This window comes from Negativicoccus succinicivorans (assembly GCF_018373335.1).
In the GTDB taxonomy this organism is placed as follows: Bacteria; Bacillota; Negativicutes; order Veillonellales; family Negativicoccaceae; genus Negativicoccus; species Negativicoccus succinicivorans_A.
Map to the genome: position 1 here is coordinate 1 of NZ_JAHAHH010000043.1, position 11245 is coordinate 11245.

Consider the following 11245-nt stretch of genomic DNA (forward strand, 5'->3'; position numbering starts at 1 on the left):
CGATGTCAATCTTTCGGATCGTACCATTATGAGTTTTCTCGGCGCGTTCGGCGCGCGTGTCGTCGGCTCTATCGCCGCGATGATGATTCCGATTCCGGGCGTCGGTTTGCCGGTCGCCGTTTCCGTCACCTACGGCGTCGGTCGTGTGGCGCAGTCGTGGATTAAAGACGGCTTGCCGCTCGATGTCAAACCCTATGTGGAAAAATTTGAAGACCTGAAACAGGAAGGTCAGGAAAAAGCTGAAGAAATCGCCAACGATGTCAAAAAAGACGAGCCGTTGGGCGACGAAACGCAGAACTTCATGGAAGACTATGCCGGTCAGGCCAAAGTGCACAAATTCTTGGGCACGGCCGACAAAGCGTTGACGGAATTGCTGTTGACCTTCGGTGTATCGCAGGAGCAGATCGACGATAAAAAAGCGTTGGCGAAAGGTATTTTTGAAGTGACCAAAGACACGGCGGAAGAACTGGCGAGCGAAGTCAAAGAACGCGTCAGCGAAGCCGGCGCCGATGCCAAATCGCGCGCGGAAGTATTGAAAGATCAGGCGCAACAAAAAGCGGGTGAAGTGAAAGAAAAATCCGTGGATTGGCAGGCTAAAGCCGAAGATAAAGTAGCGGAATTAAAAGATCGCGTGCAGGAAAAAGCCGCGGAAGCCAAAGTGAAAGCCGCCGAAGTGAAAGAGGAAGCGGCCGATAAAGCGGCAGAATTAAAAGAACGCGTCCAGGAAAAAGCGGCGGAAGCGAAAGAGAAGGCTGCGGAAGCGAAGGAAGAAGCAGCGGATAAAGCGGCGGAATTAAAAGATAAAGTCGAAGACCGCGCGGAAGAAATTAAAGAAGAACAGAAACATTAAAAGCGATTACTGCGGAAGGTCCGAGCATACGCGCGTGACCTTCCGCAAAAGAAAACGCGAATGAAAGCAGAGATATAATGACATCGCGTTGGGACACGGGCACGGCCCGAGGGGAGGAACTCTGATGAGCGACTTGGATAACATGAAAATGAAAGCCGAAGCAAAAGCGGAAGAACTGGCCGCTAAAGCCAGATACGAAGCGGAAAAGGCGGAGCCGGACGGCGGCGAATTGGCCGATAAAGCGAAAGCGAAAGCGGACGAATACGGCGCGAAAGCGAAAGGCGCGTATGCCGACGCTAAACAAAGCGTCGAAGACGCGGCGGAAAAGGTTAAACAGGAAATTCACGAAGCCACGAAGTAAGGGGGAACATCTCTATGGGAAGATTGTTCAAACTCTTATTCCGTATGTATTCGGCCAAAAAGTTTTTCGGCTACTTCGGAACGCTGGGTAAAAGAGCGGGATTCTTGCGTCAGGCGATTGTCTTGTTTTATTGTTTGCGTGACTCGCGGACGCCGAATTTTGTACGCCTTGCCATTTTAGGGGCGCTGGGGTATATGATTACGCCGGGCGACCTCTTGCCGGATTTTATTGCGGGCATCGGCTGGTTGGATGATGCGGCGGTCGTCGCCGGCGCCATGAAAATTGCCGATAAATATATCCGACCGGAACACGTGATAAAAGCCAAGAAATTTTTTCCGGGTTGAGAAAAAGCGCTTACCTTTGGGTAAGCGCTTTTGTTTTGTCGGCGAGTCATATACCGACGGCGGTATCAACTTATTTCCTTTGATCAGGATCGCGCGGCACGAGCGGCGGCAGACCGGGTAGGGTTCGCCGACGCCTTTGGCCGCGATCGAGATCATAGGGGATCACGGCGCTGCAACCGACACAGCGAATGCGTCCGCGCCGACGTTCCACCTGACTTTGAAAAAGAGTCAGTTCTTTTTTGCAGTAAGGGCAAATGATCATCATGGCAAGTTCCTCGTTTTTGTTTCCAGTATACGCAAGCACCGTCAAAACGGCAAGTTTCTTTGACATTCCGCGGGCGCGCGACTACAATAAATAGTATTATGAGTATGAATAAGAAATAAAGGATGATGATTATGTTTTCCTATCCCGTACGGGTACGTTTTTATCACACGGACGGCATGCAGGTTACGCACCATGCTAACTATATTTTATGGTTTGAAGCCGCGCGTGTGGAGTTTTTTCGTCAGGCGGGCATTCCGCTCGGCGACATGATGCGTGATGAAATCGTCTTTCCGATTTTACATGTGGAAGTGGATTACCACCATTCATCGTATTATGATGATGAGCTTGAAGTTCGTGCGAAACTCATCAAGCTGACGAGGGCGCAAATCGTCTTCGCGTATGAAATCGTGCGTCCGAAAGACGGCGCGACCATTGTCACGGGCAAGACGAAAGGTACTTTTACATCGGTCGAAACGGGCAAAATCATACGCTTGCCGATGAAATACTATGATGGTTTGCAGGCGATGATGGAGTCGGAGGATGCCGAATGATCGGCGTTATCGATTCCGGCGTGGGCGGTCTTTCCGTATTGAAAGAGTTACGGCAGGCGATGCCGCAGGCGGATTTTTTCTACTTGGGCGACACCGCGCGCAATCCCTACGGTACGCGAACGCCGGAGGAAATTAAAAAGTACTCTCTGCAGTTGGGGAAATGGTTGTTGGCGCAAGAAGTGACGGGACTGGTAATCGCCTGCAATACGATTACGGTGCAGGCGCTGGATTTGCTGCGACGCGCATTGTCCATGCCGGTAATCGGCATGCAGACGGATGTCGCGTTGTGGCCCGCGGAAAAACGCGTGGCCGTGTTCGCGACGCCGGCGACGATCGCCAAGGGGAATTACCAGCAATCGTTGGCCAAGCGCTATCCGACAGTCGATGTGGTGGCGCACGCATGCCCCGGCTTGGCTTCGGCGATTGAACACAACCGCCGTGAAGAGATCGGGCAGCTGCTGGAAGAATGCCGTCCGTTACTTTCTGAATGTGACGCGGCGATTCTCGGTTGCACGCATTATCCGCTGATCATAAGCGATTGGCAGAAACTTTCCCCGTCGTGCCGATTCATTGATCCGGCGCAGGCGACGGCGAAAGCGGCTCGTCACGCGTTGGGCGAGCAGGCGCAAGGCAGCGGCCGAACAGAGTATACATTTACGCAGGAAGGCCGCGCGGCCATGTGGGTTTCCCGCTTATTCGGACCGAACGTCGCGGCCCGTCAAGTGACGATCGAGGAGTGAAGCAAACATGTGGGGCTATTACTTACTGAATATTATTATTGCCGTTCTTATTATTATCGCCGTCGTGCAGCTGTTGGCGGCGTTGCATGCGGCGCAGCAGGGAGACGCGAAGTGGAAGGTATTCTTCCCCGGCGCGCGCCGCGCTGAACGCAAAGGCTATCGTCGCGCCGTTCCGCAACCGCCGCTGGCCGTTACGAAGGTGACGCCGACGGAAGTGACGTTTACGATCGAAGCGGTATTACGCAATATCGGGCGTCAACAGGGGACCGTGATGGATTGCTTCCCGCGCGCCTATTTGCCGCGGGAGCAGTATCCTTCATTACGCGTCGATACCTTCTTATCGCGAGCGGATGAACCGCGCGATGACGGGTATTGGGAAGCGTATCTCGTGCCGCGCAAAAAAGAAGTGGCAATGAATGTTGTCGTCACCCTGTGTTCATCGGACGGTCCGATCGCTACGGCCATTGGTGATCTTGGGGAATTTCCGATGGATGTAATTTACAATGTGTACGGACGCAGCGATGCCCGTTATGAACGCACCCGCTTCGTCGTTTCCGGTGCGAATTTGCGCCAGGCGCTGTTGCAGGAGAAAGGGGTACGCTGATGAACGAACAGATGAAACTCATCCCGATTCCGACGCGCATTTTGACGGCGGCGGACGACATCGCCGATGTCGTATATGAGTACGGACATTTTTTGATCGGGCCGCATGATGTGGTGTGCGTGGCGGAAAGCGTAGTCGCGATCACGCAGGGCCGCTATGTGCGTCCGGAAGATTTGAAAGTTTCCTGGCAGGCGCGATTGATGAATCGCTTTGTGCCGGCGGAAGGTTCGATGTCGACCATTTACGGCATGCAGGCCGCGATGAACGCGGAAGGCGAATGGCGCATGCTCTTTTGGTTTATCGTCGGCTTTATCGCGAAACTATTCGGCAAACGCGGCGTATGGTATGCGCATTGCCGACAAGCGTCTCTTGTCGATGATGTCACGGGAACGATGCCGCCGTTTGACAAATGCATCGTGTACGGCCCGGATGAAACGGATGAGGTCTGCGACGAGATCACTGACCGTCTCGGCTGCCACGGCGCCGTGATTGCCGATGTGAATGATTTGAAGAAAAGCGCGGTACTGGGCACGAGCAAAGGCATCGACGCGCAGGAAATCGCCCGCCTTTTGATCGACAATCCGTTCGGCAACGCCAGCCAAAAAACACCGATTGTCGTCATTCAAAATTATTCCGTCGGGAAGGCTCGGCCGGCGATTCCGCAAGATTCGTTCACCGATACATTACCGCCGCCCTTGCCGCCGCTTGACAAATCACAGAAATAGACGTACAATACTGACAATATCAAAAGATTTCAATGACCACGAAAAGGACATGACCGTCATTGCCAGGTAACTCAAGAGAAGAGCGTCACGGCTGTAAGCGCTCGTTACCACGGTGATCGTTACCGCCTTGGAGTCGCCGTTCGGAAATGAGCGGCCGGGCCGACCCGTTATCACGATCGAGAGAATCCGTACGGATTAACTTGGGTGGAACCGCGAATTGACTTTCGTCCCATTTGGGGCGAAAGTTTTTTTATTGCAAAAGGAGCAGATACTATGGCAAAAATCCATTTGGCGGACGGCAGCGTACGCGAGGTAGCAAACGAAAGCAGCTGGCTGGATGTCGCGAAAGCGATCAGCAACAGCATGGCGAAAAAAACGGTCGTCGCGAAAGTCAACGGTGAGTTGACGGACTTATCGCGTCCGGTCGTCGACGGCGCGCAAGTCGAATTTTTTGACGGCGCGAGCCCCGAAGGCTTGCACGCGATCCGTCATACGGCGGCGCATATTATGGCGCAGGCGATTTTGCGCCTGTGGCCGGACACGAAGCTCGCGATCGGACCGGCGATCGATAACGGCTTCTACTACGACATGGACACCGAGCATGTGTTCTCGCCGGAAGATTTCCCCGCGATCGAAAAAGAAATGAAAAAGATCGTGAAAGAAAACCACAAACTCGTGCGCGAAGTGATGAAACGCGATGCGGCGATGGAACATTTCAAAGCCGAGGGAGAAATTTATAAAGAAGAACTGATTCGCGATTTGCCGGCGGATGAAACGATTACTTTCTACACGCAGGGCGAATTTACCGACCTTTGCGCGGGCCCGCACGTAGCTTCGACCGGCAAAGTCAAAGCGTTCAAACTGATGAGCGTCGCGGGGGCTTACTGGCGCGGCGATGAAAAAAATAAAATGCTGCAACGTGTCTACGGTACCGCCTTCGGCAGCCAGGAAGAATTGGATCATTACCTGTTCGTACTGGCGGAAGCGGAACGTCGTGATCATCGTAAATTGGGCAAAGAACTCGATTTGTTCAGCTTCCAACCGGAAGGCCCAGGCTTCCCGTTTTTCCATCCGAAAGGAATGATTTTGCGCAACGAGCTGCTGGCGTTTTGGCGGGAGCTGCATCACGAATACGGCTACGATGAAATTTCCACTCCGGTCATTTTGAATCGCGATCTGTGGATGCGTTCCGGTCACTGGGATCATTACCGCGACAATATGTACTTCACGCAGATTGATGAAGAAGATTACGCGATCAAACCGATGAACTGCCCGGGCGGTATCCTGTATTACAAAGATTCGCCGAAGAGCTACCGCGATTTCCCGTTGCGGGTCGCCGAACTCGGCCTGGTTCATCGTCATGAAATGAGCGGCGCGTTGCACGGCCTGTTCCGTGTTCGTTGCTTCACGCAAGACGATGCGCATTTGTTCATTTTGCCGAGTCAGATGAAAGAAGAAGTACTGAAAGTACTCGAACTTTTTGATCGGATTTACTCCGCTTTCGGTTTGGAATACCATGTGGAACTCTCCACTCGTCCGGAAGATTCGATGGGTGATGATGATTTGTGGGAACTGGCGACAACCGTTTTACATGACGCGATCGAATCCGCGGGCGTATCGTACAAGATCAACCCCGGTGACGGCGCGTTCTACGGACCGAAACTGGACTTCCATATTCAAGATTCACTCGGACGTACCTGGCAGTGCGGCACGATCCAGTTGGATATGCAGATGCCGGAACGTTTTGACATGACCTATATCGGCGAAGATGGCGAAAAACACCGTCCGGTCATGATTCACCGCGCCGGTTTCGGCAGTATCGAACGTTTCATCGGTATTTTGATTGAACACTACGCCGGCAAATTCCCGGTCTGGCTCGCGCCGGTACAAGTGAAAGTCATTCCGGTCGCGGAGCGTCACCTGGAGTACGCCAACGAAGTGGCCCGTCAACTCAATCGGGCGGGATTACGGGCGCAGGCGGATGAACGCAACGAAAAACTCGGCTATAAAATCCGCGGCGCGCAGTTGGAAAAAGTGCCGTACATGTTGATTTTGGGCGATAAAGAAGTGGAAGCGCAGTCGATTTCAATCCGCAATCGCGCGGGCGAAGAAACCAACGATGTCGCGCTGCAAGATTTCATCGCGGACTTGCAGAAAGCGGTTCGTGAACGGCAAGACTGAGGCGCTTATGAGTACCCATGAATACTCCAGCAGCGATGTCGGCCGTGCGGCCATGAAGTTGGCGCTCACGTCTTCACGCGCGGAAGAAACCACATTACGTAAAGAATATGCTGAAGCCGGACTCAAAACGGCGGCGGTGGATTTCGGCGGCGTGTTCATCACGATTTTGCCCAAACTGATTGAGCATACGGTGGTGGCCGCCCAGCGCACGGGCATTGTTTCCGACACCCACGTCGGTGAAGGCGCGGTCGTCGGCGCCGTTCAGTCGGCGGTCGAGGCGATTAAAATGAAAGCGCTTGGCCAAAATATCGGCGGTAAAATCGCCATCGCCCGCAAAGGCGATCACCTCGTTGTCGCCATTTACGGCACCGTCGGCGTGCTACACTTTAATGAAGTGGTGGCGGGCATCGGGCATCGCGCCGTGTATGACAGCATCTGAAAATGAAAAAAGAGACATGCATTCGCATGTCTCTTTTTTCATTGGAGACGCATCGTAAATTCACATTGTGCACCTTTATTTTTTGCCGATTCACGGGCGATGATCGGTATTTAAGTATGATATAATAAATAAATGAGATATTATCTTCCGTAACACCACCAATCGATGGGGAGGAATGGCATGAACGTACTTTTTTGGGATATTGACCAGACGCTTGTGTATACCGGCCATGCCGGCTTTCTTGCGATTGAGCATACCCTGACGGAAATGATGGGACCGGATGCGACGTTACCGCGATTTGATGCGGGAGGCCGCACGGATAATTTTATCTGCCGTGAAATTCTGCGGCACGCGATGCAAAAAGAACCGACGCTTGCCGATGTGCATCAATTCAGCCGCCAATACGAAGAAACGCTGCTCTACTATATGCAGGAAACGAAAGGTAAAATTCTGCCGTATGTCAAAGAATTGCTGGCGTATTTCAGCGGTATGCCCGATTATGATCAGCTGCTCTTGACGGGCAACAGTCGCCGCGGCGCGGAACTCAAACTCACCCATTACGGTTTGGCGAGCTATTTCGATTTCGATTACAGCGGCTTCGCCGGCGATGATTTCAATCGTATCGATGTCGCGCGGCGCGCCGGCGCGTTGGCGCGGTCCAAGTGGGGCGCGGAGCTGGAAAAAATATTTATCATCGGTGATACGGAGCATGATATCCAGTGCGGCAAAAAAATCGGCGCGTATACGATTGCCGTCGCTACCGGTTCACGCAGTTTGGAAAAACTGCAAGGGTATGAGCCGTGGCGGGCGTTGCCGGAATTAATCCCGGCGGATGCATTTCAACAACTGTTAGATGAGGCGGACACGGAAGCGCCGCCTATGCACCCGGCAGCGGGAAAAGGAGAATAGCATGAATCAGAATGGGGAACCGGAAATGACGGAGGAGCGTCGCGGGACGACTGCTAATCCCGTTTTTCCCAAACAGATATTATCGGTGGCAGGCGATCCGATTTATGAAGATGAGTCGGATAATTCGGGCAGTCGTTGGCCGGTGATCGGCGTCGCTTTTTTGGTGGCGGTCTTTTTCATCTGGGACTTGGGTCGCATGATCGATCATTATCAGGCGACGCAAAGTTTCTGGGGGAGCATTGATTACGCGAGCATTGTTTTCGTGTTGTTCGCGCTCTACTACTTGTTGGGGCAGGCGCTTACCAGTTACCATTTGCGTTTGACGGACACGGCGCTGATTTGCGAATATCGCACCTGGTTTCGCACGCATCGCACGGAAATTCCGTACGACTGCCTTTACGGGGTGCATACGCACAAAGCGCGGGTCGCGAATAACGTGAAATTCCGCTATAAATGGCGTTGGTATTCGCTTTTGGATTCGCGCCCGTTGTACGCTCTTTTTTGTAAAATTCCGCGGCCGGGTAAAAAACCACAATTCGGTCGCGCATTGTTCAAAGCGGAACCTCAATTTTTGCTCGGCTTGAATGAATACTTGCCGGGGCGGGTGGGGATTACCGAAGAGGAAACCACCTACCATGTGCTTCTGGACGAAAGCAAACGCATGGATGAAGTCGAGCGTTTGAAAGCCGCAAGAAAGCAGGCGAAGTGATGCGTTGGAGCGGTACCCGCGGCATTTTGATGCTGCTTTTATTCCTTTTTGTCGGAGCGCTTTTGGGCGGGATTTTGGCGGATCTTCTCGGTTCGGTCTCCTTCTCCGGCATCATGCCGTACTTGGTTCGGCAATATACCTTGCTTGATCTGCAAAATATTCATTTAAATCTCTTGATACTCGAAATTGATTTCGGCATTCGATTCGCGCCGAATTTATTAAGCGTGATCGGCATGATGATTGCCGTATGGGTATTTCGGAGGATCTGATGTGGATTTTGGCATCGGCATCACCGCGCCGTAAACAGCTCTTAACAAAAGCGGGCGCTCATTTTACCGTGATTACGCCGGAGTACCGGGAACGCAACCGAAGCGAACATGACCCGGCGGCCTTGGTGCAGGAACAGGCGCTCGGCAAAGCGCGCGCCGGCGAGGCGATCTCCCGCATGCCGCAGCTGGCGGTGTTGGGCGCGGATACGCTGGTGGTTTGTGATGATGAGGTGTTCGGTAAGCCGCGCGATCGGGAGATGGCGAAGACTATGCTGACCGCGCTCGGCGGTCGGACGCACTATGTCGTTACGGGACTGGCGTTGCTTTTGCCTTCGGGAGAAGCGATCACGCGGGCGGTAACCACCGAAGTCAAGATGGAACCTTGGCCGCAAGCGTTGCTGGAAACGTATTTGGCCGGCGACGAATGGACGGATAAAGCCGGCGCTTACGCCATCCAGGGAACGGCGGCATTGACGATTTCCGCCATCACCGGAAGTTACACCAATGTGGTCGGTCTGCCCTTACATGCGACGTATCGGCTGCTCACGGAAAACGGAGTGGAATGGTAATGGCACGCATTTGCGATTTGACAGAGGAAGAGCGGCCGCGCGAGAAGCTTTTGACGCAGGGGCCGGAGCGACTGACCGAAGTGGAGCTGATCGCTTTGATTTTAAAAAGCGGGATTCCCGGTCAGTCGGTGATCGAGCTCGCGCGCGCGGTGGAAGACCAGTGGATCGGCGGTGATCCGTCACGCTACGGATCACTCCATTGGCGGGATCTCTTGACGGTCAAAGGCATCGGCGTCAGTAAAGCGGCGACTCTCTGCGCGGCGATTGAATTGGGGAAACGTCTGGCGCAACGTAAACCGCAAACGCGCAGCGACTTTTCCGATCCGGAGGCGGTCGCGCGGTATTTTCTGCCGCAGTTGCGGGATTTGCCGCAGGAAGTGTTTTACTGCTGCTATCTGAATACGAAAAACGGTTTGCTCGCCGCGGTGGAACAGTCGCGCGGCAGTTTGGATCAAAGCGTCGCCGATGTGCGCCTGGCGATGAAAGACGCGATCCGCTGGAACGCGGCGGCAATGATTTTGGTGCACAATCATCCGAGCGGCGATCCGACGCCTTCCGGGGCGGATATCGCATTAACCGAGCGGTTTAACGCCGCCGGTGAAGTCTTGAATATACCGGTGCTCGATCATGTGGTCATCGGTGCGGGAACATTTGTAAGCTTGCGTCGGGAGCATTTATTCCGGCCTTCTGTGTGACCATTGCAGGGGAAAGCAATGGGAAAGGAGCATACGCATGGACATCGAATATTTTCGCAATTTTATTATGATAGTTGATTCGCAGACCTTGACCGAGGCGGCGAAGCGACTGAACATGGTGCAGCCCGCGTTAAGCGCGCAATTGAAGCAAATTGAGACGAATTACAAGGCGGATTTGATCATCACGCACCGCGGCGGTCGGCGCATCGAACTCACCGAAGCGGGGCAGCTTTTCTATCGCCGTGCCAAAGATATTATCCGTTTGGCGGACGAACTCAAGTATGAGGTGCAAAGCGTGTCGCAAGGCGGTGAAGGCACCTTGCGCATCTCGATTACGCCGGGCGCGGTCAACGGCTTTATCGATACCTATTTGCAGCCCTTTACGGAAGAACATCCGCATTTCCGTTCCATTTTTTCCGAGGGCAATGTGGATCAGCAGGCGGATGCGATGCTGAACGGAGTATCCGATATCGGCGTTATGAATGAGCCGATTCCGCGCGGCTATTTATTTGACCTGCTCACGATTCGCTACCGCTCGCTTTCCGCCGTGATGAGCAATCAGCAGAAATGGCTCAAAAAACCGATGCAGCCTTTGACCATTGAGGATTTGGCCGGTATTCCGCTTTGCGTGACGCGCAGTTTGGCGCCTCGTCTGGAAAGCTTTTTCCGAGAACGCGGTTTGCATCAAGATATTCGCGTTGTCTGCAGCACGAATCTGGTTGCGATGCATTGGGCTCGTCGAGGCATGGGGATCGCGGTGATCATGGGCGAACCGGATGAAGACGCCGGTATCGGTCTTACCACCATGCCGATCGCAACGGAAGAGATCATGGGGGCGGAACACATTTACACGGTCAAAGATCGCAAATTGACGACGATTGCGCAGATGTTCTGCGATTTTATTCGCGAGCGAAATTAGACTCTGTTTGACGCTCCCGCGGGACAAGCATATAATAGAGTTAGATTATTATATGTGTAAAAGTATGTTTAAAGGAGAATTCCATGAAGAACTTTACTTATCACGTTCCGACAAA

Annotated in this window: 16 protein-coding genes; 15 read left to right on the top strand and 1 reads right to left on the bottom strand. The window is 53.3% G+C overall.

The genetic code is table 11. The features are described from left to right. From KH813_RS04320 to KH813_RS04330, 3 genes are all read left to right on the top strand, one after another. The coding region (locus tag KH813_RS04320; protein ID WP_303993674.1) for a hypothetical protein at positions 1-850 on the top strand (850 nt) is incomplete at its 5' end. A 124-nt stretch (positions 851-974) separates the two neighbouring features. Further along, entirely contained in the window at positions 975-1211 is a 237-nt protein-coding gene (locus KH813_RS04325) for a hypothetical protein (protein WP_075939137.1), read from the top strand. 14 nt (positions 1212-1225) lie between these two features. Next, complete coding sequence (locus tag KH813_RS04330) at positions 1226-1555, top strand: YkvA family protein (RefSeq protein ID WP_303993677.1); 330 nt, start codon at positions 1226-1228, stop codon at positions 1553-1555. A gap of 70 nt (positions 1556-1625) precedes the next feature. Here KH813_RS04330 and KH813_RS04335 read toward each other — a convergent pair whose 3' ends face one another. Next, on the bottom strand, positions 1626-1820 hold the full coding sequence (locus tag KH813_RS04335; RefSeq protein ID WP_303993680.1) for a hypothetical protein: 195 nt from the start codon (positions 1818-1820) through the stop codon (positions 1626-1628). Between the two features lie 131 nt (positions 1821-1951). Between KH813_RS04335 and KH813_RS04340 the strand changes: the two genes are divergently transcribed. The 12 genes from KH813_RS04340 (at position 1952) to KH813_RS04395 (ending at position 11130) form a co-directional block, all read left to right on the top strand. Continuing rightward, positions 1952-2371 (top strand): thioesterase family protein, encoded by a 420-nt coding sequence (locus KH813_RS04340; RefSeq protein ID WP_303993682.1) that lies wholly within the window; start codon positions 1952-1954, stop codon positions 2369-2371. Beyond that, positions 2368-3111 carry a glutamate racemase gene (murI, locus tag KH813_RS04345; RefSeq protein ID WP_303993684.1) on the top strand — a complete coding sequence of 248 codons (744 nt, stop codon included), beginning with the start codon at positions 2368-2370 and terminating at the stop codon, positions 3109-3111. The genes KH813_RS04340 and murI overlap by 4 nt, the downstream gene beginning before the upstream one ends. Positions 3112-3118: 7 nt before the next feature. Further along, positions 3119-3715, top strand: coding sequence for a hypothetical protein (locus KH813_RS04350; protein WP_303993686.1), 597 nt, complete (start codon positions 3119-3121; stop codon positions 3713-3715). Further along, complete coding sequence (locus KH813_RS04355; RefSeq protein ID WP_303993689.1) at positions 3715-4440, top strand: coenzyme F420-0:L-glutamate ligase; 726 nt, start codon at positions 3715-3717, stop codon at positions 4438-4440. The genes KH813_RS04350 and KH813_RS04355 overlap by 1 nt, the downstream gene beginning before the upstream one ends. Before the next feature lie 273 nt (positions 4441-4713). Beyond that, positions 4714-6621, top strand: a complete 1908-nt coding sequence (gene thrS / locus KH813_RS04360; RefSeq protein WP_303993693.1) for a threonine--tRNA ligase — start codon at positions 4714-4716, stop codon at positions 6619-6621. A gap of 7 nt (positions 6622-6628) precedes the next feature. Continuing rightward, complete coding sequence (locus KH813_RS04365; RefSeq protein ID WP_303993696.1) at positions 6629-7060, top strand: HutP family protein; 432 nt, start codon at positions 6629-6631, stop codon at positions 7058-7060. Positions 7061-7240: 180 nt separating this feature from the next. Further along, positions 7241-7969: an HAD family hydrolase gene (locus tag KH813_RS04370; RefSeq protein WP_303993699.1), complete on the top strand. Its 729-nt coding sequence runs from the start codon at positions 7241-7243 to the stop codon at positions 7967-7969. Between the two features lies 1 nt (position 7970). After that, on the top strand, positions 7971-8678 hold the full coding sequence (locus KH813_RS04375; RefSeq protein ID WP_303993702.1) for a hypothetical protein: 708 nt from the start codon (positions 7971-7973) through the stop codon (positions 8676-8678). Then, a complete protein-coding gene (locus KH813_RS04380; RefSeq protein WP_303993705.1) occupies positions 8678-8947 on the top strand; it encodes a DUF4321 domain-containing protein in 270 nt (89 codons plus the stop codon). Before KH813_RS04375 ends, KH813_RS04380 begins: the two co-directional genes overlap by 1 nt. Next, positions 8947-9516 carry a nucleoside triphosphate pyrophosphatase gene (locus tag KH813_RS04385; protein WP_303993708.1) on the top strand — a complete coding sequence of 190 codons (570 nt, stop codon included), beginning with the start codon at positions 8947-8949 and terminating at the stop codon, positions 9514-9516. The genes KH813_RS04380 and KH813_RS04385 overlap by 1 nt, the downstream gene beginning before the upstream one ends. Then, positions 9516-10211, top strand: coding sequence for a DNA repair protein RadC (radC, locus tag KH813_RS04390; protein ID WP_303993711.1), 696 nt, complete (start codon positions 9516-9518; stop codon positions 10209-10211). The genes KH813_RS04385 and radC overlap by 1 nt, the downstream gene beginning before the upstream one ends. Before the next feature lie 37 nt (positions 10212-10248). After that, positions 10249-11130 carry a LysR family transcriptional regulator gene (locus KH813_RS04395; RefSeq protein ID WP_303993712.1) on the top strand — a complete coding sequence of 294 codons (882 nt, stop codon included), beginning with the start codon at positions 10249-10251 and terminating at the stop codon, positions 11128-11130. Positions 11131-11245 lie beyond the last annotated feature (115 nt).